General features: G+C 65.3%; 25 protein-coding genes and 1 tRNA gene. 17 read left to right on the top strand and 9 right to left on the bottom strand.

Annotated features, from left to right (window positions below; translation table 11 throughout):
• Positions 1-8: 8 nt before the first annotated feature.
• The 3 genes from ACXAD2_RS13090 to ACXAD2_RS13080 are packed head-to-tail and all read left to right on the top strand — an operon-like array spanning position 9 to position 3,345.
• Entirely contained in the window at positions 9-1,211 is a 1,203-nt protein-coding gene (locus ACXAD2_RS13090) for a toxic anion resistance protein (protein ID WP_475170663.1), read from the top strand.
• Positions 1,212-1,215: 4 nt separating this feature from the next.
• Entirely contained in the window at positions 1,216-2,193 is a 978-nt protein-coding gene (locus tag ACXAD2_RS13085; RefSeq protein WP_224906343.1) for a DUF2927 domain-containing protein, read from the top strand.
• Between the two features lie 30 nt (positions 2,194-2,223).
• Entirely contained in the window at positions 2,224-3,345 is a 1,122-nt protein-coding gene (locus tag ACXAD2_RS13080; protein ID WP_475170655.1) for an SPFH domain-containing protein, read from the top strand.
• Here ACXAD2_RS13080 and ACXAD2_RS13075 read toward each other — a convergent pair.
• Entirely contained in the window at positions 3,311-3,934 is a 624-nt protein-coding gene (locus tag ACXAD2_RS13075) for a hypothetical protein (protein WP_475170650.1), read from the bottom strand. The genes ACXAD2_RS13080 and ACXAD2_RS13075 overlap by 35 nt on opposite strands.
• 200 nt (positions 3,935-4,134) lie before the next feature.
• Between ACXAD2_RS13075 and ACXAD2_RS13070 the strand changes: the two genes are divergently transcribed.
• The 3 genes from ACXAD2_RS13070 to dtd all read left to right on the top strand — a co-directional run bounded on the left by ACXAD2_RS13070 (position 4,135) and on the right by dtd (position 6,675).
• Entirely contained in the window at positions 4,135-5,253 is a 1,119-nt protein-coding gene (locus ACXAD2_RS13070) for a TFIIB-type zinc ribbon-containing protein (RefSeq protein ID WP_475170646.1), read from the top strand.
• A 70-nt stretch (positions 5,254-5,323) separates the two neighbouring features.
• Positions 5,324-6,235 (top strand): carbohydrate kinase family protein, encoded by a 912-nt coding sequence (locus tag ACXAD2_RS13065; protein ID WP_475170641.1) that lies wholly within the window; start codon positions 5,324-5,326, stop codon positions 6,233-6,235.
• Positions 6,232-6,675: a D-aminoacyl-tRNA deacylase gene (dtd, locus tag ACXAD2_RS13060; RefSeq protein WP_475170637.1), complete on the top strand. Its 444-nt coding sequence runs from the start codon at positions 6,232-6,234 to the stop codon at positions 6,673-6,675. Before ACXAD2_RS13065 ends, dtd begins: the two co-directional genes overlap by 4 nt.
• A 9-nt stretch (positions 6,676-6,684) precedes the next feature.
• Here dtd and ACXAD2_RS13055 read toward each other — a convergent pair whose 3' ends face one another.
• From ACXAD2_RS13055 to ACXAD2_RS13030, 6 genes are all read right to left on the bottom strand, one after another.
• Positions 6,685-7,977 carry a hypothetical protein gene (locus ACXAD2_RS13055; protein WP_475170630.1) on the bottom strand — a complete coding sequence of 431 codons (1,293 nt, stop codon included), beginning with the start codon at positions 7,975-7,977 and terminating at the stop codon, positions 6,685-6,687.
• A 420-nt stretch (positions 7,978-8,397) separates the two neighbouring features.
• Positions 8,398-8,946: an NUDIX hydrolase gene (locus ACXAD2_RS13050; RefSeq protein WP_475174865.1), complete on the bottom strand. Its 549-nt coding sequence runs from the start codon at positions 8,944-8,946 to the stop codon at positions 8,398-8,400.
• Between the two features lie 100 nt (positions 8,947-9,046).
• Positions 9,047-9,123: transfer RNA gene (locus ACXAD2_RS13045), tRNA-Arg, on the bottom strand.
• A 66-nt stretch (positions 9,124-9,189) separates the two neighbouring features.
• Positions 9,190-10,572: a sensor histidine kinase gene (locus tag ACXAD2_RS13040; protein WP_164184414.1), complete on the bottom strand. Its 1,383-nt coding sequence runs from the start codon at positions 10,570-10,572 to the stop codon at positions 9,190-9,192.
• A 29-nt stretch (positions 10,573-10,601) separates the two neighbouring features.
• On the bottom strand, positions 10,602-12,020 hold the full coding sequence (locus ACXAD2_RS13035) for a dihydrolipoyl dehydrogenase family protein (RefSeq protein WP_475170627.1): 1,419 nt from the start codon (positions 12,018-12,020) through the stop codon (positions 10,602-10,604).
• A gap of 5 nt (positions 12,021-12,025) precedes the next feature.
• Complete coding sequence (locus ACXAD2_RS13030; protein ID WP_475170622.1) at positions 12,026-12,766, bottom strand: TVP38/TMEM64 family protein; 741 nt, start codon at positions 12,764-12,766, stop codon at positions 12,026-12,028.
• A gap of 350 nt (positions 12,767-13,116) precedes the next feature.
• Between ACXAD2_RS13030 and rpmH the strand changes: the two genes are divergently transcribed.
• The 11 genes from rpmH (at position 13,117) to ACXAD2_RS12975 (ending at position 22,097) form a co-directional block, all read left to right on the top strand.
• Positions 13,117-13,251 carry a 50S ribosomal protein L34 gene (gene rpmH, locus ACXAD2_RS13025; protein WP_066102660.1) on the top strand — a complete coding sequence of 45 codons (135 nt, stop codon included), beginning with the start codon at positions 13,117-13,119 and terminating at the stop codon, positions 13,249-13,251.
• A 121-nt stretch (positions 13,252-13,372) separates the two neighbouring features.
• Positions 13,373-13,786: a ribonuclease P protein component gene (rnpA, locus tag ACXAD2_RS13020; protein ID WP_475170617.1), complete on the top strand. Its 414-nt coding sequence runs from the start codon at positions 13,373-13,375 to the stop codon at positions 13,784-13,786.
• Entirely contained in the window at positions 13,783-14,004 is a 222-nt protein-coding gene (gene yidD / locus ACXAD2_RS13015; protein WP_066102662.1) for a membrane protein insertion efficiency factor YidD, read from the top strand. The genes rnpA and yidD overlap by 4 nt, the downstream gene beginning before the upstream one ends.
• A gap of 8 nt (positions 14,005-14,012) precedes the next feature.
• Positions 14,013-14,903 carry a tRNA 2-thiocytidine(32) synthetase TtcA gene (gene ttcA / locus ACXAD2_RS13010; RefSeq protein WP_066102664.1) on the top strand — a complete coding sequence of 297 codons (891 nt, stop codon included), beginning with the start codon at positions 14,013-14,015 and terminating at the stop codon, positions 14,901-14,903.
• Between the two features lie 61 nt (positions 14,904-14,964).
• Positions 14,965-16,512 (top strand): putative bifunctional diguanylate cyclase/phosphodiesterase, encoded by a 1,548-nt coding sequence (locus tag ACXAD2_RS13005; RefSeq protein WP_475170605.1) that lies wholly within the window; start codon positions 14,965-14,967, stop codon positions 16,510-16,512.
• A gap of 223 nt (positions 16,513-16,735) precedes the next feature.
• On the top strand, positions 16,736-18,565 hold the full coding sequence (gene yidC / locus ACXAD2_RS13000) for a membrane protein insertase YidC (RefSeq protein WP_475170600.1): 1,830 nt from the start codon (positions 16,736-16,738) through the stop codon (positions 18,563-18,565).
• Between the two features lie 66 nt (positions 18,566-18,631).
• Positions 18,632-19,306, top strand: a complete 675-nt coding sequence (locus ACXAD2_RS12995; RefSeq protein WP_475170598.1) for an MOSC domain-containing protein — start codon at positions 18,632-18,634, stop codon at positions 19,304-19,306.
• The gene (gene yihA / locus ACXAD2_RS12990) at positions 19,303-19,959 is read left to right on the top strand and encodes a ribosome biogenesis GTP-binding protein YihA/YsxC (protein ID WP_164184421.1); all 657 of its coding nucleotides are present in this window, start codon (positions 19,303-19,305) and stop codon (positions 19,957-19,959) included. Before ACXAD2_RS12995 ends, yihA begins: the two co-directional genes overlap by 4 nt.
• Positions 19,960-20,041: 82 nt before the next feature.
• On the top strand, positions 20,042-20,935 hold the full coding sequence (gene argB, locus ACXAD2_RS12985; RefSeq protein WP_066102678.1) for an acetylglutamate kinase: 894 nt from the start codon (positions 20,042-20,044) through the stop codon (positions 20,933-20,935).
• Positions 20,932-21,612, top strand: coding sequence for a ferredoxin (locus ACXAD2_RS12980; RefSeq protein ID WP_475170589.1), 681 nt, complete (start codon positions 20,932-20,934; stop codon positions 21,610-21,612). Before argB ends, ACXAD2_RS12980 begins: the two co-directional genes overlap by 4 nt.
• Complete coding sequence (locus ACXAD2_RS12975; protein ID WP_475170585.1) at positions 21,609-22,097, top strand: SixA phosphatase family protein; 489 nt, start codon at positions 21,609-21,611, stop codon at positions 22,095-22,097. The genes ACXAD2_RS12980 and ACXAD2_RS12975 overlap by 4 nt, the downstream gene beginning before the upstream one ends.
• 372 nt (positions 22,098-22,469) lie before the next feature.
• Here the strand turns inward: ACXAD2_RS12975 and ACXAD2_RS12970 are convergent, their stop codons facing one another.
• A complete protein-coding gene (locus ACXAD2_RS12970; protein ID WP_318246668.1) occupies positions 22,470-23,258 on the bottom strand; it encodes an amino acid ABC transporter ATP-binding protein in 789 nt (262 codons plus the stop codon).
• A 10-nt stretch (positions 23,259-23,268) separates the two neighbouring features.
• Positions 23,269-24,585, bottom strand: a complete 1,317-nt coding sequence (locus ACXAD2_RS12965; protein WP_475170583.1) for an amino acid ABC transporter permease — start codon at positions 24,583-24,585, stop codon at positions 23,269-23,271.

Here is a 24,585-nt window from a genome sequence, read left to right as displayed (position 1 = left end):
GAAGTCCGATGTCCGAGAACGTAAGAGCCAAAGCCCAGCAGGAACTGGCTATGGTGGAAGAGGTGAATGCTGTGATCCTGCCCGACCCCAAGCCCGCGGATGAGGTGGAGAGCTATGAGGCCGCCTCGCCCGAGGTGACCGAAGAGATCCGCGCCCGCATGGATGAGATCGACATGGGCGACACCCAGTCGATCGTGTCTTTCGGCTCGGCGGCTCAGGCCGAATTGCAGGAGATCAGTCAGGCGATGCTGGCGGACGTGCGCAACAAGGACGTCGGCCCCGCGGGCGACAGCCTGCGCAACATCGTCACCACGATCCGCGGCTTCTCGGTCTCGGAACTGGACGTGCGCCGCAAGCGCAGCTGGTGGGAAAAGCTGATCGGCAAGGCCGCGCCCTTCGCCAAGTTCACCGCCCGCTACGAGGAGGTGCAGGGCCAGATCGACGGCATCACCGACAATCTGCTGAAGCACGAGCACACGCTGCTCAAGGACATCAAATCGCTCGACCTGCTCTACGACAAGACGCTGACCTTCTATGACGAGCTGGCGCTCTACATCGCGGCGGGCCAGAAGAAGCTCGAGGATCTCGACGCCAACGACATCCCCGCGCGCGAAGCCGCCGTTGAGGCCGCCGCCGAGGATCAGAAGGTGATGAAGGCGCAGGAGCTGCGCGACCTGCGTGCCGCGCGGGACGATCTGGAACGCCGGGTGCACGATCTCAAGCTGACCCGGCAGGTGACCATGCAGTCGCTGCCCTCGATCCGGCTGGTGCAGGAAAACGACAAGAGCCTCGTCACCAAGATCAACTCGACGCTGGTCAACACCGTGCCGCTCTGGGAGACCCAGCTGGCGCAGGCGGTGACCATCCAGCGCTCGTCCGAGGCCGCCGCCGCCGTGCGCGACGCCAATGATCTGACCAACGAGCTGCTGACTTCCAACGCCAAGAACCTGCGCGACAGCAACGCCGCCATCCGCACCGAGATGGAGCGCGGCGTCTTCGACATCGAGTTGGTCAAACAGGCCAATGCCGATCTGATCGCCACGATCCAGGACAGCCTGCGCATCGCCGACGAAGGCAAGGCGCGCCGCGCCGCCGCCGAGAAGGACCTGCAGCAGATGGAAGCCGAGCTGCGCGACACGCTGGCCTCGGCCAAGGCGCGCTCGACCGGCACCGGCGACAACGCCGCCACTTCGGTTCCAGCAGGGTCGTGACCATATGCGGGGTTGGGGTAAAAGTGTACTGAGCATCTTGGTTTGCGCGGGCCTCGCGGCCTGCGATAGTTCTGCCCTGGCTCCGCGCAGCACCGAGGTGCTGCCGCAGTCGCGCCCCTCCGGGCTCAAGCCTCGCGAGGCTGAAACCCCGGGCGCGCCGCGGCAATCGCTGGCGAGCTACGATCTAGAGGTCTATTACGCGCGGGTGCAGGCCGACCTGCTGTCACAGGGTCTGCTCCGCACCGACGGCGGCGGGCCCGACACGCCGGTCACCGACACCATGCTGATGCGCAATTTCGAACGCATCGCTCTGGCCGAGGAATACGCCCGCGGCCAAGGGCTGAAACCCTCGCGCGGAGAGCTTGGCCGGGTGAAGAAATGGCTCAAGCCGGTGCGCGTCTCGGTCGAGTTCGGCGACCATGTTCCGGCGGAGCAGCAGGTCACCGACCGCAACCAGCTCAGCCAATACGTCAGCCGTCTTGGCCGGATCACCGGACATCCGATCTCGATGACCACCGGCAGTTCGAATTTCCACGTTCTGTTCATGTCCGAGGACGATAAGAAGACCATCGCCCCGCGCATCAAACAGCTGGTGCCCGACGTGAACCCCACGGCGCTGGCGGTGTTCAACGATCTGCCGCGTGAGATTCACTGCCTCGTCATCGCCTTTTCCGACGAGCCCGACGGCTATGCCTACGGTCAGGCCATCGCGGTGATCCGCTCCGAGCATCCGGATCTGCTGCGCCGCTCCTGCATCCACGAAGAAGTGGCGCAGGGGCTGGGGCTGGGCAACGACAGCCCGCAGGCCCGGCCTTCGATCTTCAATGACGACGACGAGTTCGCGCTTCTCACCTCGATGGACGAGATGCTGCTGAAAATCCTTTACGACCCCCAGCTCAAACCCGGCATGGATGCCGCCACCGCGCGGCCGATCGTGCAGGATCTTGCCGCGCAGATGACCGGCGGCAGCGGGCCAAGCTGAGCTGAGGACAGGCGACAACAGGAGATGATCATGGGAATTCTGGATTTCCTCTCGGGGCAGTTCATCGACGTCATCCACTGGACCGACGACACCCGCGACACGATGGTCTGGCGCTTCGAGCGCGAGGGCCATGAAATCAAATACGGCGCCAAGCTCACCGTGCGCGAGGGGCAGGCGGCGGTTTTCGTGCATGAGGGGCAACTGGCGGATGTGTTCACGCCGGGTCTTTACATGCTCGAGACCAACAACATGCCGATCATGACCTCGCTGCAGCACTGGGATCACGGCTTCCGCTCGCCCTTCAAGTCAGAGATTTATTTCGTCAACACCACCCGTTTCACCGGGCTGAAGTGGGGCACGAAAAACCCGATCATCTGCCGCGACCCCGAGTTCGGCCCGGTGCGCCTGCGCGCATATGGCACCTATTCGGTGCGCGTGTCGGACCCGGCGAAATTCCTCGTCGAGATCGTCGGCACCGATGGCGAGTTCACCAGCCACGAGATCAGCTTTCAGATCCGCAATATCATCGTGCAGGAGTTCTCGCGGCTGATCGCCTCTTCGGGCATTCCAGTGCTCGACATGGCGGCCAACACGCAAGAGCTGGGCAAGATGCTGGCCGAGGGTATTTCATCGACCATCGCCGAATACGGCCTGTCGCTGCCCGAGCTTTACATCGAGAACATCTCGCTGCCCGATGCGGTCGAAAAGGCGCTCGACAAGCGCACATCCATGGGCGTGGTGGGCGATCTTGATGCCTATACGCGCTTTCAGGCCGCCGAGGCGCTGGGGGCAGAGGGCTCTGCCGCCGGTCAGGCCATGGGCACCGGCTTTGGCGCGGGCATGGGCATGGCCATGGGCGGCGCCATGACCGGCGCGCAGGCGGGTCCGTGGGGCGCGCGCCCGCAGCAGACCGCCGCCGCAGCGCCGCCGCCTCCCCCGCCGCCGGTCGAGCATGTGTGGCACGTGGCCTCGGGCGGCCAGACCAGCGGCCCCTTCTCCAAGGCCCGGCTCGGACGCATGGCGACCGAGGGCGAGTTGACCCGCGACAGCTATGTCTGGACCCAAGGCCAGGACGGTTGGAAACGCGCCGAGGACGTGACCGAACTGGCGCAGCTCTTCACCGTTCTGCCGCCGCCGCCTCCGGGCGTCTGATCGCACGGGAGGCTACCGGGAAGGAGGCAGGCAGCACCGCCTCCGGCCCCGCTTGGCCCAGCAGCGCCGGGGCAAGGCAGGCATCGGCGGGAAATTTGACCGACGGGTCGGGCACCGCCGGGAAGGGTCGCGCGGGCGGCACCTGCGAGGCCACCAGCAGCCGACCGTCGAGGCAGAGGTCCTGCGCCGCATTGCCGATGTTGAAGCCGAAGCCGTCCTGACCGCAATCCGTGCCGAAGCCATCCATGTTCCACGCCTGCGGCATCAGGCTTTGCGGGCCGAAAACCTCGAAGGCGTTCTGCTGCGGCAGGAAGGTGAGCGACCATGTGGTGTCTTCGGTCTTCATACCGAGCGCCCAGCGGCCAATCGGCTCGCCCTCGTGGTAGCCCTCGACGACGAAGCACTCCACGTCTTCGCCAAAGACACGCTCGCGCTCTGCAAGCGCCGCGTCAATGGCCAGCGCGCCGCGCATCTCGTAGCCGTCGCCGCCCTGCCACTCGAACCGCCAAGACAGGTCGGCGGCCATGGCCGCACCGCTGAAGAGCGCAAGCCCGAGGACAGCCCCGGCGCATGTGTTCAGTCCTGTCATCATCGTCTCCGGCACCTCTGTCCCCGGCACCCTAGCCTTGGAGCCGCACGCGAGAAAAGCGCCTGTCGCGAAGTTGTGTGCGCACGCACCTTCGCCCGCAGCGCATCGGCGAAACGCATGCCCGAAAACCGGTTCCCTCTCCCGTCCCATCCGCCTAGGGTGGCGCTGCCGGAAATGGCGGATCTGGAGGCACTTCGGGCATGAACGAAACCCACCGATTTCCCTGCGAGCAATGCGGCGCCGACTACCGGTTCGATCCGTCGACGAGCGAATTGGTCTGCGATCATTGCGGCCACAGCCAGAAGGTCGAATTGACGGGACCATGGGAAAGCGACATCCGCGAGCTGGATTTCCGCGCCGCGATGGACAACCTGCTGCCGCTTCAGGAGATGGAGGACCTGCGGGTCACCCAATGCCCGAACTGCGGCGCCGAGGTCGAGTTCGATCCCGACACCCATGCCACCGAATGCCCGTTCTGCGCCACGCCGGTTGTCGCCGACACCGGCACCCACCGGCAGATCAAACCCAAGGGCGTGCTGCCTTTCGCGCTTGACGAGAGCGCCGCGCGCGGCGCGATGAACGACTGGCTGGGGCGGCTGTGGTTCGCGCCCAATGGCCTCAAGGAATATGCCCGCAAGGGCCGCAAGATGCAGGGCATCTATGTGCCCTACTGGACCTTCGACGCCCATACCCGCTCTGCCTACAGCGGCGCGCGCGGCACGGTCTATTACGAGACGCGCACCGTGATGCGCGACGGCAAGCGCCAGCAGGTGCAGGTCGCCAAGGTGCGCTGGACCCCGGTGCGCGGCCGCGTTGCGCGCTTCTTCGACGACGTGCTGGTGCTGGCCTCGAAGTCTCTGCCGAAGAAATTCACCGACGCGCTGGAGCCTTGGGATCTGAGCCGGCTCGAACCCTATCGGCCCGAGTTCCTCGCCGGGTTCCGCGCCGAGGGCTATCAGGTCGATCTCGACGCAGGGTTTGTCGAGGCGCGGCACATCATGGACCGGCAGATCACCCGCGACATCAAGTTCGACATCGGCGGCGACCAGCAGCGGATCACCTCGGTGGACACGCAGGTGTCGGACGTGACCTTCAAGCATGTGCTGCTGCCGGTCTGGCTGGCGGCCTACAAGTTCCGGGGCCAGACCTACCGCTTCGTGGTCAACGGCACCACCGGGCGGGTGCAGGGAGAGCGCCCGTGGTCGGTGTGGAAAATCGCGCTGGCCGTGATCGTCGGGGCAATCGTGGCGGGATTTGTCGGCTACATGCTGTCGCAATCGCAGGGCGACGTCAGCTTCAGCCTGCCCACAGGCTATTGAGCGACGCCCCCTGGACGCGCTAGGTATAGCGCTAACAAGACCAAGAAGATCACCGACGAGGGAGTGAGAGATGATCCTGTGCTGCGGAGAATCGCTGATCGACATGCTGCCCAGAACCAGCACCGGCGGAGAGCCCGCCTTTGCGCCGGTGGCGGGCGGCGCGGTGTTCAACACCGCCATTGCGCTTGGCCGGCTTGGCGCGCCTGCGGGCTACTTCGGCGGCATCTCCACCGATCTTTTCGGAAGCATCCTCGCCGATGCGCTGACCGCCTCCAAGGTTGACCACAGCGCCTGTCCGCGCTCTGACCGGCCCACCACGCTGGCCTTCGTGACGCTGGTGGATGGACACGCGCGCTACGCCTTCTATGACGAGAACACCGCTGGGCGGATGCTGTCGGAGGCGGATCTTCCCGCGCTGGACGGCGACACCGAGGCGCTGTTCTTTGGCGGCATCAGCCTCGTCTCCGAGCCCTGCGCCGACACTTATGCCGCGCTCTGCGCGCAGGCGGGCGACCGGGTGGTGATGCTCGATCCCAATATCCGCCCCGGCTTCATCAAAGACGAAGCGCGCTACCGCGCCCGACTTGCCGCTATGCTCGCCCGCGCCGACATCGTGAAGATCTCCGACGAGGACATGGCATGGCTCGGCACCACGCCCGAGGCGCTGATCGAAGGCGGCAGCGCGCTGGTGCTGGAGACGCGGGGCGCCGAGGGGGTGCTTGCGGTCAGCGCCCAAGGGAGCCTCGAGGTGCCCGCCACGCGCGCCACGGTGGTCGATACGGTGGGCGCGGGCGATACGTTCAACGCGGGCCTTCTGGCCGGGCTGAGCCGCGACGGGCTGCTGCGCCGCGACGTCCTGCGCAGCACCCCGCTGGAGACGCTGCGCCCTGCGGTCGCGCTGGGTGCGCAGGCGGCAGCGGTGACGGTGAGCCGCGCCGGGGCCAATCCGCCATGGCTTTCGGAATTGGAGCCGCAGGCATGAGGGCACTGATCCAGCGCGTCTCGGAAGCGAGCGTCACGGTCGAAGGCGCGGTCATCGGCGAGATCGGTCCGGGCCTGCTGATCCTGATCTGCGCCATGCAGGGCGATACCGAGGCACAGACCGACAAGCTGGCGGCAAAGATCGCCAAGCTGCGCATTTTCCGCGACGAGGAAGGGCGGATGAACCGCTCGGTGCGCGATACGAATGGTGCGGCGCTGGTGGTCAGCCAGTTCACCCTCGCCGCCGACACGCGCAGCGGCAACCGCCCCGGCTTTTCCAGCGCGGCCGCCCCCGATGAAGGCGAGCGGCTTTACGAGTATTTCGCCGGGCGCATCGCCGCCGAGGGCATCGCCACCGCCACCGGTCGCTTTGGTGCCGACATGAAGGTGGCGCTGATCAACGACGGGCCGGTGACGATCTGGATGGACAGCGAGGGCTGAGCGGCGCGCTCAGAGGTCGCTGCCCGCCACAAGCGTGCCCTGCAGATAGGCAAGGTCCAGCTCGGTGCGCGCCAGCGCGAAGCGGCTGGTGATCTCGGCCTCCTGCGCATCCAGTGCCCGCTCCAGCGGCCCCAGAAGCTGCGCCGCATGGCCCCTGCCCGCGCGGTAGTCACGCAGCGCCAGCGCCGCCACTTCAGCCGCGGCGGATGCCTGCGCCGCCGCAGCCGCAGCCTCGGTCCGCAGCCGATCGCGATCCCGGGCAAGGCCGCCGATCTGCATCTCCGCTTCCGACCCTGCCGCCCGCTCCGGCCATTGAACCTGCAGCGACGGGGCACCCCAGTCACCGGCCTCGGCCCCCTCGCCTGCGTAGCCCGCCGCCTCTTCCAATGCATCCAGCTCCTCGGCAGAGCGGCGCAGCTGCAGCCCCTCCATATGGGAATGCGCCCCAAGGCGCTGCCGCGCCTCCTGCTCTGCGCGCGCGGCCTGCGCCTGCATCAGCGGCAGCGGCACGGCACCGACCATCTCACGCAAGCCGCCCGCGCCCACGACGCCGCCAAGCCGGCCATCTGCCATGGCGACCAGCTCGCGACGCGCGTCCGCCTCAGCCGCCCGGGCCTGCGCGAGACCGCGGCGCACGTCCGCCACCTCGGCGCGCAGTTGGGCAAGTTCAGAGGACACCAGTTCACCCGAGGCAACCGCCTGCGAGATCGGCCAATCCAGCCCCGCCAGATCGCGATAGCTGGCCTCATAAAGCGCGGCGCGCGCCCGCGCCTCCTCACCAGCCAGATGCTGGCCGAGCGCCTCATGCACGTGGACGTTGGCCTCTTCCGCCAGCGCCAGCGCCGCCGACTCGATCTGCGCCTGTGCAAGGTCGCGCTCGGCCAGCTTGCGCGAAGTGTCGAACCGCTCGGGCCGCGCCATGATGCGCGCGGACATGTCCCGCAGAGCCCCAAGCGACGCACCGCGCGCCAGTTCGGGCAGCCAGCTCAATTCCTCGGCCTCCCCGCGCAGCGGCGCAAGCCGCAGCTCTGCCTCGGCACCGAAAGCAGAGCCCTGCAGCACCGCCGCCGCAACCGCCGCATAGGGCGTACCGGGCACGAGCGCCGAGGGACGCTGCGCGAGCTGGGCCATCAAATCCGCCCCGTCGGGCTGCGCGCGCAGACCGAGCGCAGGCGCAGCGGCGGCGACACTGGCCGCGTAGGGCTGCGACGCCGGAGCGTCCGCACCATAGGTTTTCATACATGCGGGTAGGAGCGCGACAAGCGCGAGACCTCCGACCCAATGGAAAGACGATCGTGCCATCTTCCCCTCCCTCTCAACTCGAACACTCGCAAACCGGCCACGGCAACGTGCCGCACCACTTCGGGGACCGACGGAAAGTGAAATCACCTTCGAAAGACCCGGCGAACGAAAACCTCACCCGGCGCGGCACCCAAGGGGCGCACGCCATTGCTTCGTTCTGCCGATGATCACACCACTCTGCCTGTCACGGGCCACTCGTCCATATTTGGGACGGCGACCTCTTACCCTGCAGTCTGGCGTACCTTATTTTCGCCTTATTTCCCAGACGCCCAGCCAAGAGGTCTGGGAGATTGCGCAAACTTGAGAAAGCGGCGTTGCTGGAATGTCGCGCCGAGTGACGCCAAGGCGACACAGGACAGCGAGGGTAGCGCTCACATGAGAGTAAGTGTCCTCAGGCAGCCGAAGACGGCGCGAGTTGCTTCAGGTCAGCAAAGGGGCGATCACCGGATGCTTGCGCGGGGCGCGGCATAGGGTGAGCAGAAGATCGGCAAGTTCCGGTTCATCCACACGTTTCGCCGCGGCCTTGGGGCTGAACCACTTGCGCTTGCGTTCCTTGCGCTCTTTCCAGTCGCGCTTCAGCGTCTCGACGATCATCGGGTAGACCCGGACCCGACAACGCAGCGACGCGCCACAGTCCAGCCGTTTAGGGTAATGGTAATGGCCGATCAGGTCCTTCCCGACGAAGCCCTTCGCCCCGGCTTCCTCGAGCGCTTCGATCTCCGCCGCGGCCCAAGGCTTCTTGCCGTCCATCTCCCAGCCCTTGGGCATCACCCAGCGACCGGAATCGCGCGAGGTGACCATCAGAATCCGGAGATTGCCTTTCTTGTCCCATTGCAGGGGAAGTGCTGCGATTTGCTCACCACGTGAGGACATTAAGTCGGAAGCCTTTCGGGGAAACCCGTGCGTGTTATCCAAGAAAGGTAAAGCTTCTGTGACGTTCGGCAACGCGCGCGACACAAAATGCGTCATGCGAGCCAAGCAGATATGCGTTTGGAAAAACGGCCACCCTGAAAACACGAAGGCCACCGCAATGCGGTGGCCTTGGTGTTTGCCATTCCCTGGTGGGAAGTGGCGGACCGAGGAGGATTCGAACCCCCGACCCCTTGATTCGTAGTCAAGTACTCTATCCAGCTGAGCTATCGGTCCGTCTGCGGCGGGGTTTAGAGTTTGTGCGGAGGATACGCAAGAGAGATTTTCGAAAAACTTCCAAACTTACCCTAAGTCACCCGTAGGAAGGCGAATTTCGAAGCAGGTGCCATGCTCGTCAGAGCGCAGGAGCTGCAGTTTTCCGCCGTGATTCCGCACCAGCTCCGCAACGATGGCGAGACCGAGTCCCGCGCCGCCCTTGCGTGCTCCGCCCTGAAACGGCTGGAACAGGTGATCGCGCGCTTTTGGCGGCAGGCCGGGCCCCGTGTCGGTCACCTCGATCACCCAATCCTCGTCCTCGGCGCGGGCGGACACGGCAATCTCGCCCTCCTCGCCCGAGCCGGTGATCGCCTGACGGGCGTTGCGCACCAAATTCGCGATGGCGCGATAAATCTGCTCGGGATCGCCGCGCACCTGCATCGAGGCGGGGATATCCTCCGACAGGCTGACCTCATGGTCGCCGATCGCCAGGCGCTCGGCCTCGAGCACCTCGCTCACCAGTTCGGCGAGGTTGAAATGGGTCAGCAGCGGCGCGGGCTCCTCGGCTTTCCCAAAGGCCAGCGTGGTCTCGCACAGCGACACAGCGCGGGTGATCGAACTGACCAGCTTGGGCGCCATGCGCTTGACCGTGGGGTCTTCGGACATCTCGATGCGGTCGGTGAACAGCTGCGCCGAGCTGAGGATATTGCGCAGGTCGTGGCTGACACGCGCCACGGCCCCGCCAAGCTGCGCCAGCCGCTCTTTCTGACGCAGCGACTGCGAAAGCTGCGTCTCCAGAGATTTCAGCGCCTCCTCGGCTTCGCGAATCTCGCGCACTCCGGCAGTGGGCCTGATGATCCGGCGCGCATCCTCGGGGTCTTCGGCGTAGCGCTGCATGTGGCCGACCACGCCCTTGATCGGCTTCATCAGCAGCGCCCGCACCGCGAGGAACAGCAGCACCGCCGTGACGATGGACATCATCGCCGAGAACAGCAGCACGCGCAGGCCGAACTCGATCATCGCCGTGCGCAGCGGCGCGCTGTCCATGGTGACCTCGATCAGCTCGCCGCCATCGTCCTTGGGATAGCCCAGCACGCGGATCAACTGCGGCGTCGTATCGGCCAGCGTCACCAGCGCATCTTTCATCAGAATCAGCGGACCGGCCTCGCGCAGATCAAAGCTGGCATCGACAGACCCGGGCATCGGCGAGGACAGCGCCAGCTCGCGCCGCTCATCACGCTGCAACACCACGTTGTAGACCCCGGCGTTTTCCAGAAGCTCTGCCTCCAGTTCCGGCGCCAGCACGTCATCGGCCAGAAGCGCCAGAGAAGCGATCTGCGCGCGTTCTAGGTGGTCGTTGAGATAATCTTGCCGGAATCGCGCCACCGAGGGCACGAAGATCAGCACTTCGGCCAACATCACGAACACCGTCGTGAGCACTAGGAAGCGGCCGGAGAGCGAATTGAACATGGAGTGCAGTCTTTGGCCTTCTGGGGCGGTCAGGGAAGCAGGCGCTGAACTGTTCGTGTAACAGCCTTGACCGTGCGGTTTTCAAACAATCTGGGTGTGAAATAGGATCCGGCAACCCGTTTGTTAAGCTCCCCCATCGTCGGATAGGGCGCGACCATGCCTGCCAACTGACTGATTTTCACGCCTGACGAGAGCGCCAGAGCCCAAGTGGAGATCAGATCCCCCGCCTGCGCGGCGACAATACTGGCCCCCACCGGGCGGCCTTTGTGGACCATCACCTTGATCAGTCCGACCGTCTCGCGCTCAGCAATCGCACGGTCATTGTGCTGCATGGCCTCGCGCAGCACCTCCAGCTTGTCGCCGTAGCGCTGACGCGCCTCCACCTCTGTCAGCCCCACATGCGCCAGCTCCGGCTTTGTGTAGGTGGCGCGCGGAATATGGCTGGCGCTGGCCTTGGCTGGCAGGCCGAAAAGCGCCGAGCGGATGACGATGCCCGCGTGATAGCCCGCCACATGGGTGAACTGCAGGCCGCCCGCCGCGTCGCCAATGGCGTAAACCTTGCGATTGCTCGTCCGCAGGCCGGCATCCACCGCGATGCCGGTCTTGCTGGTCTCGATGCCCGCGACCTCCAGCCCAAGCCCGTCGGTATTCGCCCGGCGTCCCGCCGCCACCAGAAGATGCGAGCCGGTGAGTCGCTTGCCGCTCTGCAACATCAGCTCGATGGCGCCACCGTCGCGGCGCGCCTCGCTCACGGTCTCGCCTTCGAGAATCGTCACCCCCTCGCTGCGCATGTGGTCGAGCACGATGGCCGCCATCTCGGGATCTTCACGCCCCAGTGCCTTCGCCCCCTCGACCACAGTGACCTGCGCCCCGAGCCGCCGGAAGGCCTGCGCCATCTCCATGCCGATCGGACCACCACCGAGGATCAGCAGATGAGAAGGCAGCTCTTCGATGTCCCAGAGCGTCTCATTGGTGAGATAGGGCACATCCTCGAGCCCCTGCACCGGCGGCACGAAGGGCGAAGAGCCGGTGGCCAGCACAATGCGCCGCGCGCGGATGCGGTGAGCCCCCGCCTCGACCTCGCGCTCGGAGATAAACCGCGCGTGCGCACGGATGACCCGCACGCCCAGCCCCTCGAACCGCTCCTGCGAATCGGCGGGCGCGATCCGAGCGATGGTCTGCCGCAGGTGCGCGCGCACCCGCAGCCAGTCCACACGCGCCGGCTCCACATCCACCCCGAAGGCCGCCGCCTGCCACGGCGCATGCGCCTGCGCCGCCGCAGCGATCAGCGCCTTGGACGGAACGCACCCGTAGTTGAGGCAATCGCCCCCCATCTCGCCGCGCTCGACGAGCACCACCTTGGCCCCCATCTGCACGGCGCCCGCGGCCACCGAAAGCCCGCCGGACCCGGCACCGATGATCAGCAGGTCGGCCTTGATCTCTTCCATGGCACTCATACTCCCTTGCGCGCGCGCCATGCGCGCAGAACGATGGGCAAGGCCGCCAGCGCGGCGAGACCAAGCAGCGGCCCGATGACCTGCGGTGCCCACAACAGGCTGAGATCCGGCGTCTCGCCCCGGTCGAAGACCGAGCCCACGCCAACCCCGATCGAGGTGAAGACCAGCGCGCCGGGGATGATTCCCAATGCCGTGGTCCAAGCAAAATTGCCCAGCCCCACGCCCACCAGAGCGGGCAGAAGGTTGGCTACGAAAAAGGGCACCGCGGGCACCAGCCGCAGCAGCAGCAGCACGCTGATCTCATTTTCGCGCAGGGCATCGCGCAGGCGCCGGACGCGCCCCTCCGACGCGTCCAGTTTCGCCGCGAGCGTCTGCCCCAGCCCCGCCCGCGCCGCGACGAAGATGGCGATGGCGCCAAGGCTGGCGGCGATCACGTTCAAGGCCGTGCCCGCCCAGAGCCCGAAGAGGAACCCGCCGGTCACCGAGGCCACCGCCGCTCCGGGCAGTGAGAACGCCACGATGGTCACATAGGCGGCGACGAATCCCCCGGCCATCAGCAAATAGTTCTGATCCCGCAGCGCCAGCAGCGCCGCGCGATTCTCGGCCAAGGTCTCGAAACTGATGTAGTCACGCAGGGTCACCGCGCCGATGACCGCCACCAGAACGATGACCGCGAGCGGAAGGTGACGCCAAGGGCGCGCGGTTGAGCTGTCACGGGTCTGCTTCGGTTCTGTCATGTCCCTAGAATGGCGTTTAGAATCCCCCGCGCACAGCCCGATCACGCCGCCTTGATCGGCGGTGACGTCGGCGGCGGGCTTTCCCCTGCCCGCGCGCACCATGATACACACCCGAACGGGCCCGCGCAGGAAATGTTGCGACGCGCATAGGATAGAGGTTTGACACGCGGCCCGGTCATGCCTATAGCACGGGCCTCGAATGACCCGGCCCAGCGAATCCGCTTTGGGCCGTCTGTGATGTAAGCTCATGCTGTCAGCGACTGGCACCTCGGGCAAGCGCCGCAGGCAGCAATGAGACCATTATGTGAGACAGGCCTCGACAGAGGCCCGACCAGACGGAGAAGAGCGCGATGAAACGCACCTTTCAGCCTTCGAACCTCGTTCGCAAGCGCCGCCACGGCTTCCGGGCCCGGATGGCGACCAAAGCCGGCCGCGCGATCCTGAACGCGCGCCGCGGCCGCGGCCGCAAGAAGCTCAGCGCCTGAGCCGAGCGCTCTGCCCATGGCGGAGCGGAAGCACAAGACACCGGCCAAGGCCGCTTCGGGACAGACCGAAGCGGCCTTTGCGCTTGGCGTCCGTGCAGATGGTTCAGACGCGGCCCCAGACATGAGCAGTCCTGCCAAGGACAGCGACACGCCCAAGCTCGAGGTCCTGCGCAAGCGCAGCGATTTCCTCGCGGCGGCGCGCGCGCGACGCCAGCCGGTGTCGTCCTTCCTGTTGCAGGCACGTTATCGCGATGACGGCACCCCCGGCATCCGCGTTGGGTTCACCTGCTCGAAAAAAGTCGGCAATGCCGTCGCCCGCAACCGCGCCAAGCGCCGGCTGCGCGAGATCGCACGGCTGAACCTGCCGCAGCTGGGCAAGCCCGGTTGGGACTACGTGTTGATCGGACGCGCGGGCGCCACTGCCGAGCGCGATTTTGCGGCGCTGCAGGACGATCTGGGCTACGCGCTGCGCCGTATCCACGACGCCTCTGGCCCCAGGTCCCCTCGCAAGCCGCGCCAAAAGAGCGAGGCATGAGCCCGCTCGCCCATATCGCCGCCCTGCCCGTGCGCGCCTACCGGCTGGTGTTTTCGCCTTGGGTTGGCCATGGCTGCCGCTTTCAGCCGACCTGCTCGGCCTACGCCATGGAAGCCCTCGAAAAGCACGGCGCGTTCAAGGGCTCTTATCTGGCGATTCGCCGCATTCTGCGCTGCCACCCGCTGGGCGGGTCCGGCATCGACAACGTACCCGACTGAGGCCGCCCATGTTCGACGATGACGCCGACGACATCCACCCGCTGTTCTACGGCGCTCCGAAGAGCACCGAGTTCAAGAAGCTGCGCAAGCGCATCGTGCAGAACACCCGCGAGGCGGTGGAACACTACGGCATGATCGAGCGGCGCGAGGACGGCACCATGCCCAAATGGCTGGTCTGTCTCTCGGGCGGCAAGGACAGCTATACGCTGCTGGCGGTGCTGCACGAGTTGAAATGGCGCGGCCTGCTGCCGGTCGAGATCCTCGCCTGCAACCTCGATCAGGGCCAGCCGGGCTTTCCGGCGACGGTGCTGCCCGAGTTTCTCGAGAAGATGCAGGTGCCGCACCGGATCGAGTACCAGGACACCTACTCGGTGGTGATGGACAAGGTCCCGCAGGGCCGCACCTATTGCGCGCTCTGCTCGCGTCTGCGCCGTGGCAACCTCTACCGGATCGCGCGTGAGGAAGGCTGCTCGGCGGTCGTGCTGGGCCATCACCGCGACGACATCCTCGAGACCTTCTTCATGAACCTCTTCCACGGCGGGCGCCTCGCGACCATGCCGCCGAAGCTGGTCAACGAAGAGGGCGACCTCTTTGTCTACCGCCCGCTGGCACATGTGGCCGAGGTCGATTGCGAGAAATTCGCCAAGGCGATGAACTACCCGATCATTCCCTGCGACCTTTGCGGCTCGCAGGACGGGCTGCAGCGCCAGCAGGTGAAGCAGATCCTCGACGGTTGGGAAAAGAACTCGCCCGGTCGCCGTCAGGTGATGTTCAAGGCGCTGACCAACATTCGCCCGTCGCACATGATGGACCCCAAGCTCTTCGACTTCGCCGGGCTGATGCGCGACATGAACAAGCGCGCGCCCGATGCAGACGACGGAATTCCCGACCTGCGTTAAGCGAAGCCTTACTCTCTTGCGCTAGGCCTGTCCCCGTCTCTGAAGATGCAGGGGGCGGGCCATGCCGCCGGATATCACTCATAAGATCGCCTATCTCCGCAGCGCACTACAGCGCTGGTCGCTTGGGCCGCATATGCTGGCGTTCATCCCGGCGCTTTCGCTGGCGGGCTACTGGCTGGGCGGAGAATTGGCGCTTCTCGGTGTCGCGCTGACCCTGCCGCTGGTCTACGGGCTGGTCTGCAGCACGGAAGCGGCGCAGCGACACCCGGCACGGCGACGTCTCGGGCAGGACCTCGTCAGCATGGCCGCCGCGCAGGATTTCGCCCTGCACAGTTTTGAGCAGGCGCGCGCCGCCGAGATGCACACCGCCTGTCTGCTGTTCGAGGCGGAAGGGATTGAGACGATCTCGCGCCGCATGGGTGAGGATGTGGCCGAAACCCTGCGCGTGCTCCTGCTGCGGCGCCTGCGTCAGGCGCTGCGCCCCGAAGACACCGCCATGCGGATCGGCGATTCCCGGTTCATGGTGCTGATCGCCCCCGGCCTGCGGCTGGATCTCGAGGCGCTGATCGCCCTTTCCGACCGCCTCCAGCGCATCCTCGAAGAACCGGCTGTGACTGACAGCGGGCTGCATTATCTCTCTGTGGCCATAGGGTTTTGCGGCTCGGCTCGGCTGCGCCCGGGCGCCGATGGCGCGGATATGCTCGACTGTGCGCAGGCCGCGCTGCGCGAGGCTTCGGACAATGCGCCCTCGGCAATCCGCGCGTGGAGCGAAGGCATGCGCTCGGAACGGCGCGCCCGCACCGAACTGCTGACCGAGGTCGAGGCGGCGCTTGCGAAAGGGCAGATACAGCCTTGGTATCAGCCGCAATTGTGCACCTCGACCGGTGAGATCAGCGGCGTCGAAGCGCTGGTGCGCTGGATACACCCGCAGCGGGGCATCATCCCCCCGGCCCAGTTCCTAGAGGCTCTGCACGAGTTGGGGCGTATGGATCAACTTACCGAAACCGTGCTTCACCACGGGCTGACGGCCCTCAGGGAGTGGGACGCTCAAGGGGTGTCGATCCCTCGCCTCAGCATCAACTTTTCGGATGTGGAATTGCGCAACCCGCGTCTTGTCGACCGGCTGAAATGGGATCTCGACCGGTTCGGCCTGCCGCCAACACGGCTGGGAATCGAGGTGCTCGAAACCGTGATCGCCGAAAGCCCCGAGGGCATTATCCCCCGCAACATCATGGAGCTTTCGCGGCTTGGCTGCCGGATCGATCTCGACGATTTCGGCACTGGCCACGCCTCCATCGCCACCTTGCGCCGCCTCACGGTGCATCGGCTCAAGATCGACCGCAGCTTCGTGGCGCGGGTTGACCGCAGCGAAGACCAGCGCCGGATGATGGCCGCCGTGCTGGGCCTCGCGGACCGTCTGGGTCTCGAGACCGTGGCAGAGGGCGTGGAAAGCAGCGGCGAACACGCGCTTCTGGCCCAGCTTGGCTGCGATCATGCGCAGGGCTTTGGCATCGCGCGGCCCATGCCCGCCGCGCAACTGGCCGATTGGGCGATGGCGCATACAAAACGTATCGCCGCGGCGCAAAAGCTGGGGCGCGGCCCGGCCTGAGCGCTCTCCAGCAGCCCGGCGCCCATCATAAAAACCGCCACTTGACCCCCGCAGCCCCCGGCGGCGCTTTGCCCCGAGCGGACAGGATGCCCCGGATAACGCCACGCTCCATCACTGGAATAGGTCACAAAGCCCCTTGCAGGGTATGAATCAGCTTGACCTTTGGGGGTCTGCCCTGTTGAACCCGGCTTTGACTTTCCAAGGACAGGTGGCAGTCTCTCGCATGGACAATCAGAACAAGAATTTGCTCATCGCAACGGCGCTGAGCTTCGTCGTGATCCTCGTCTGGTTCCTGCTCTTCCCCCCGCCGGAAGCGCCGGTCGACGAGACCGCCCAAACCACCGAGCAGACCGTCGAGTCCGCCGAGGGCGTGAGCACCCCCGCCGCAAACGGCAGCGCGCAGACCGCGCCCGCCGCTGGCAGCTCGGCTCCGGCGGAAGCGACCGTCGACACCGCGCGCGTCGACATCGACTCCCCGGCCTTTGTCGGCTCGATCGCCCTCACCGGCGGCCGCATCGACGATCTGAGCCTGCGCAACTACCACGAAACCAATGACGAGAGCTCGCCGGTGGTGAAGCTGCTCGAACCCGTGGGCAGCGCCAACCCCTATTACGCCGTTTACGGCTGGGCGCCCGGCAACGGGCTGCAGTCTGGCGACGTGCCCGGCCCGAACACCGAGTGGACCGTCGAAGACGGCGAGACGCTCGGCGCGGACAGCCCGGTCACCCTGCGCTGGGACAGCCCCTCGGGCCTGATCTTCCGCCGCACCTTCGCGGTGGATGAACAGTTCATGTTCGACGTCACCCAGTCGGTCGAGAACCCCACCGACGCCGAGGTGGCCGCCGCGCCCTACGGCATTCTCGCCCGTCATGGTGAGCCCTCGGATCTCAAGAATTTCTTCGTGCTGCACGAAGGCGCCATTGCGATGACCGACGGCACGCTCGACGAGAACAAATACAAGAAAATCCGCGACTTTGATCCCACCGCAGACGCGAGCACCCTCGCAGAGACCTATCAGGTCTCGGAGAACGGCTGGATCGGGTTCACCGAGCACTATTGGGAAACCGTGCTGATCCCCGACAATGGCACCAGCTACCGTCAGGCGATCAAATACAACGAAGCGCGTGACATCTATCAGGCCGAAGTGGTCATGCCGACGCAGACCATCGCGCCGGGCGCCACCGCCGAGGTCTCGACCCGCATGTTCTCGGGCGCCAAGGTCTGGGAGATCATCAACGAGTATCAGGATCAGGGCGTCGACCGTTTCGTCGACAGCATCGACTGGGGCTGGTTCTTCTTCCTGACCAAGCCGATCTTCTGGCTGCTGCACCACATCCACCAGCTGATCGGCAACATGGGTCTGTCGATCATCGGCCTGACCATCCTGCTGAAAGCGATCCTCTTCCCGCTGGCGTATAAATCCTACGTCTCGATGGCGAAGATGAAGGAACTGCAGCCGCAGATGGAAGAGATGAAGAAGAAGGCGGGCGACGACCGTCAGAAGCTTCAGCAAGAGATGATGGCGCTCTACAAGCGCGAGAAGGTCAACCCGGCCTCGGGCTGCCTGCCGATCCTGCTGCAGATCCCGATCTTCTTCTCGCTCTATAAGGTGATTTTCGTCGCGTTCGAACTGCGGCACGCGCCCTTCTTTGGCCCGTTCCAAGACCTTTCGGCGCCCGATCCCACCTCGCTCTTCAACCTGTTCGGCCTGCTGCCCTGGGCCGCCCCCGAGCCGGGCAGCACGCTGGCGATGATCTTCATCGGTATTCTGCCGATCCTGCTGGGCATCTCGATGTTCCTGCAGCAGAAGCTGAACCCGGCGCCCACCGACCCGGCGCAGAAGATGATCTTTGCGTGGATGCCGTGGGTGTTCATGTTCATGCTCGGCGGCTTCGCCTCGGGTCTGGTGCTCTACTGGATCACCAACAACACGATCACCTTCACCCAGCAGTACATCATCATGCGTAGCCATGGGGCGAAGCCTGACGTGTTCGGCAACATCAAATCCGGCTTCAAGCGCAAGCCCAAGGACGCGAAGTCGGACGGAAAATGAGCGCGAGCGTCACCCAGATTCTGGCGCCACCCGATCAAGGCCCATGGCCGCGAGGCGCTGGATCGGGTGACGCTCATCGCTCACCACTGCCTGCCCTTCGACAGGGCTTGGGCGGTGGCGCATGAGAACTCTGCTGTCGACGGGTCCGAATGGGCCCGTTGCGGCAGTTTCAGCCGGGGCGCCAAGGCGCCCCAGCTCATGGCCATCAGCGCCGAGCTGAACGAGGCGGCGGGCACCATCACCCTGCACCACCCGGACCGCCCCGATCTGACCATCAATCCCGACCGCGACGGCGATGCCTTCCTAACTTGGGTGCGCCCGCTGATGCCCGAAGACCGGGCACAATCGGCGCGGCTGGTTCGAGCGCAGGCGCGTGGCATGACCGACGCCCCCTTTCCGTCGATCACCCTGTGCAACATGGCTTCGCACCGCGCGGTCGAAGCGCAGATGGGTCAGCCGCTGTCGATCCACCGCTGGCGCGGCAACATCTGGCTGGACGGGCTGGCGCCGTGGCAGGAGTTCGGCTGGATTGGCCGACAGGTGAAGGTCGGCTCTGCGATCTTCACCGTGCGCGAACGCACCGGCCGCTGCGCCGCCACCACCGCAAACCCCGAGACAGGCCAGCGCGATGCGGATACGCTAGGCGCGCTGCGGCACTGGGGGCATACGGATTTCTCGGTGCAGGCCGAAGTGACGACAGGCGGCGAGATCGCCCTGGACGACGAGGTAACTCTGCTGTGACGACCCCCCTTCCCTTTCCCATCGCCGAAGACCCCGATGACGCCACCCGCGAGGCGGCGCGCAAGGCCTTTGCCGGTGACGTGCAATTCCTCAAGGGCGTGGTCGCCATGGACGGGCTGCCGCCCGACGACCGCCCCGAGGTCTGTTTTGCCGGGCGTTCCAACGTCGGCAAGTCGAGCCTGATCAACGCCCTCACCGGCCGCAAGGGCATTGCCCGCGCGTCGAACACGCCGGGCCGGACGCAGGAGATCAACTTCTTCACGCTGAACGAGAGCCATTATCTCGTCGACCTTCCGGGCTATGGCTTTGCCAATGCCCCCGTTGCGGTGGTCGAGAAATGGCAGCGGCTGCTGAAGCAGTATCTTTCTGGCCGTGTGTCGCTGCGCCGCGCCTTCGTGCTGATTGATGCGCGCCACGGGGTGAAAGCGGTGGACGAAGAGATCATGGATCTGCTCGACAAATCCGCCGTGACCTTTCAGGCCGTGCTGACCAAGACCGACAAGCTCAAGGCCAAGGACCTCGACAAGATCCTGAGCCAAGTGCGCGAGAAATTGTCGAAACACCCCGCCGCCTACCCCGAAATCGTGCTTACCAGCTCTGAAAAGGGCGAAGGGATTCCGACGCTTCGCGCGATCATCCACGGACTTTCCTGAGATTCCCCTTCGCAAATCCTGACGCAGGGTCTAGTTCTCTGCGGGACGAGAGACGTTTCCCGCATCGAGGATGCACCACAAGATGAAGAAGCAGACGATGAACCGAGACTGGATCACCACCGCCCGCACCCTCAACGAAGCCCTGCCGTACCTGCAGCGCTATACGGGCGCGATCGTGGTGGTGAAGTTCGGCGGCAACGCGATGGGCGACACCGACGCCATGGCAGAGTTCGCCCGGGACATCGTGCTGATGCGTCAGGTCGGGGTGAACCCGGTGGTGGTGCACGGCGGCGGCCCGATGATCAACGACATGCTGGCCAAGCTGAACATCAAATCCGAGTTCAAGCGCGGCAAGCGGGTCACCGATCAGGCCACCGTCGAAGTGGTCGAGATGGTGCTCACCGGCCTCGTGAACAAGCGCATCGTGCAGGCGATCATGGATGAGGGCGGCCGTGCCGTCGGCCTTTCGGGCAAGGACGATGATCTCATCGTCTGCGAGGCGGATGATCCCGAACTGGGCTTTGTTGGCCGTCCGGTGGAGTGCAACGTGCAGGTGCTGCACGATCTCTTCAAGGCCGGGATCATTCCCGTTGTCGCGCCCGTCGCCACCGGCATGGATTATCTCGAGACCTTCAACGTCAACGGCGACACCGCCGCCGGCGCGCTCGCCGGGGCGCTTAAGGCCGATCGCCTGCTGCTGCTGACCGATGTGTCGGGCGTGAAGAACAAGGCGGGCGAGGTGGTCACGCAGATGACCCCCGAGGATGTCCGCGCAATGACCGAGGACGGCACCATCGCCGGCGGCATGATCCCCAAGACCGAGACCGCGCTGAAAGCGGTCGAGGAAGGCGTACGCGCGGTGGTCATCCTCGACGGGCGCGTGCCCAACGCCTGCCTGCTGGAGCTTTTCACCGAGCATGGCGCAGGCTCGCTGATCCGCCGCGCCGATCTGGAACCGGTGCGCCCACGCGAGTGACCCTCGCAAGGATCGCCGAGGCAGCGCGGGCCGAGGGGCTGGCGCTGCGCGGCGCGTTCCATCCGTCACAGGACCACGGCGCGCCGGATGGCTGCGGCACGCTCCTTTTGCTGGGGCCTGACGAGCCGCGCTTTTGGCTGATCTTCTCGGGCTCCCCCGAATACCGTGACCGTATTCCCGACCCGATGGACCGCTGGTCCAAGCGGGTCATCGGCGCATTGGCGCAGAGGTTTGGCGGGGCGGCGGTCTTTCCCTCCGATGGGCCGCCCTACCCGTCGTTCCTGAACTGGGCTAAGGCCAGCGGCTCCGCCTTCACCGCGCCGCCGGGCATGCTCGTCCACAGCGAGGCGGGGCTGCTGATCAGCTACCGCGGGGCCATCGCCCTGCCCGAACGCCTCGCCCTGCCTCCTGCCCCCTCAGAAAGCCCCTGTGCGCCCTGCGCGAGACCCTGTGTCGGGGCTTGCCCTGTTGGTGCCCTTGGCGACGGCACGCCCTATGACGTGCCCGCCTGCCAAGCCCATCTGCGCAGCGACGCGGGGGCCGACTGCCGCAACCACGGCTGCCGCGTGCGCCGCGCCTGCCCGCTGTCCGCGACCCTGCAACGCCAGCCCGAACAGGCGGCTTTCCACATGGCGAGCTTCATGGGAAACTGGCATGAGGCGGAGGGACCATCATGAAACGGCTCATTCTCATGCGGCATGCCAAGTCCGACTGGTCGGTGGGCACGCCGGATCACGCGCGCCCGCTCAACGACCGTGGACGACGCAGTGCCGAAGCGCTTGGCGACTGGCTGCGCGCCGAAGACATCCTTCCCGATCAGGTGCTTTGTTCATCGGCGGCGCGCACACGCGAAACGCTCGACCTGCTGCATCTGGGCGATCTGCCCACACGCTTCGAGGACCGGCTCTATCTTGCGGGCCCTTCGGCGCTGCTCAAGAGCCTGCAGGCCGCCACCGGAACCACCGTGCTGATGCTCGCGCATAACCCCGGCATCTGCGATTTCGCCAATGCCGTTGTCGCGCGCGGCCCCAACCACCCGCGATTCGCCGACTACCCGACGGGCGCAACCTTGGTGGCGGATTTCGACATCGACGAGTGGACGGATGCGCGTTTGGGCAATGCGACGAGCCACGCCTTCACCATCCCACGCGAATTGGTCTGACCCTGCACGCAGGTCCCACGCGGGCCAAGGACAGTCCCGAAGATAAAGCGCCTGAAAATAAAGTGGCGCCCGCGATCCCCCTCCCAAAGGACCACGAGCGCCGCTGTAGCCGGTCACGGTTTGAAGAGACCATTCGAAAGGTCCGGGTCAGCCATATCAGATCGCGCATCCTCCCACGCAACGATCCGAACGCGGGCGACACTCGGACGACCTTTCGCGGATCGTCCCCTCATGAAACCGGCACAGATTGCATCCGATCAGAGACCGGAGGAGCCGCCGTGCGACTCCGTGTCACAGAACGTAACACAAATGATAAAAAAACGAGCCCCAAAATTAATGGGACTCGCTGAAATAATGCAGATTTTTTAGGCGTTAGTGCCCAAGGATCTGGCTAAGGAACAACTTCGTGCGCTCGTGCTGCGGATTGTTGAAGAATTCCTCGGGCTCGTTCTGTTCGACGATCTGTCCGGCGTCCATGAAGATGACCCGATTCGCGACCTGACGGGCGAATCCCATCTCGTGCGTGACGCAGAGCATGGTCATTCCCTCTTCGGCCAGTTCGACCATCGTATCGAGCACTTCCTTGATCATTTCCGGGTCGAGCGCCGAGGTCGGCTCGTCGAACAGCATGATCCGCGGCTTCATGCACAGCGAGCGGGCGATGGCCACACGCTGCTGCTGGCCCCCCGAAAGCTGGCCGGGATATTTGTTGGCCTGCTCGGGAATCTTCACCTTCTCGAGGAAGTGCATCGCCGTTTCTTCCGCCTGTTTCTTGGGGATCTTGCGAACCCAGATCGGCGCCAGCGTGCAGTTCTCGAGGATGGTCAGATGCGGGAAGAGGTTGAAGTGCTGGAAGCACATGCCGACCTCGGAGCGGATCTTGTCGATGTTCTTGAGATCCGAGCTCAGCTCGATCCCGTCGACCATGATGCTGCCCGCCTGATGCTCTTCAAGGCGGTTGATGCAGCGGATCATCGTCGACTTGCCCGAGCCCGAAGGTCCGGCGATGACGATCCGCTCACCGCGGTAGACGGTCAGATCGATGTCGCGCAGAACATGGAAAGTCCCGTACCACTTGTTCATGTTCGTGATCTGGATGGCCACCTCATCGGAGACCGTCATCTGGCTGCGATCGACTTCGCGTGTTGCAAGTTCAGACATGTTGGTCTCCTTAGCGGTGCTCTCTGCGGAGCTTTTTCTCGAGGAAGAGCGAATAGCGGCCCATGCTGAAGCAGAAGATGAAGAAGCACAGACCGATAAAGACGAAGAGTTCCCAGTAGACACCGTTCCAGTCGGTGGTCGCCCGGATCGAGTTGGACAAGCCGATGGGGTCCAGCAGGCCGATGAAGACGACCAGCGTGGTATCCTTGAACAGGCCGATGAAGGTGTTCACGATCCCCGGGATCGAGATCTTCAGCGCCTGCGGCAGGATGATCAGCCGCATGGATTTCCAGTAGTCCAGACCCAGCGCATCCGCAGCCTCATACTGCCCTTTGGGAAGGGCGGCGAGACCACCGCGGACCACCTCGGCGATATAGGCGGCCGAGAACAGGGTAACCATGATGATGACGCGCAGCATCAGGTCAAAGTTGGTGCCCGGCGGCAGGAAGTAGTTCAGCAGCAGCGAAGCGGTGAACAGCCAGACGATCAGCGGCACGCCGCGGATGATCTCAATAAAGGCCACCGAAAACTTGTTGATGATGAACATGTCCGACTGACGCCCGAGCGCCAGCAGGATGCCCAGCGGCAGCGACAGGACGATGCCCGACACGCCGATGATCGTGGCCAGCATGAAGCCGCCCATGTTCTGCGTCGGCACGCTCTGCAGCGCCAGCGGCAGCACGGAGGCAAGCCCCGATGCCAGCGGACCGGCGACGAAGAGCCAGTAGAGCACCGGAACGATGATGGTCAGGATCACCGCCCCCAGCGAGCCGATCTTCGGCGCGGCAAAGGTCATGATCGCCCAGCCGATGACGAAGCCGAGGATGGCCGCGATCGGCCCCCAGAGCGACCCGCCCCAGAGCAGCCAGAACAGCGCGAAGGGCGCAAGCGCGGTCACCCAGAGCGCCTTGCGCGGCACCGAGCTGAACAGCACCGGCGCGACCGCCACGAGGAACAGCAGGAAGGCGAGGATCGGGCGCCAGTAGAGGTCTTTGGGATAGAAGCCAAAGATCAGCTGCGGCCAGCGCTCGGCCAGCACCGCCCAACAGGCCACCGAGGCATCGGCCCCGTAGAGCTCGTCGCGGATGGCGCGACATTCACTGAGGCTCGAGGCATCCCAGATGCCGCGCAGGGCCCAGGGCAGCAAGTGGCTCAGGGCGGCATAGATGACCCAGAGCGAGAGCAGGGTGAGCAGGATGTTGAGCCAGCCGGAGAACAGGTTCTCGCGGATCCATTTCACCGCACCGACTTGCGTCAGCGGCGGGTCCTGCTGGTCAATCATCGAGTCCCGGACATAGGCGACGGTTTGTGCGTGTGTATCGCTCAT

It is taken from the genome of Salipiger sp. ABN3_019, assembly GCF_056158605.1.
The sequence above is the reverse complement of the archived record's forward strand: the minus strand, read 5'-3'. Positions and strand labels throughout refer to the sequence as shown.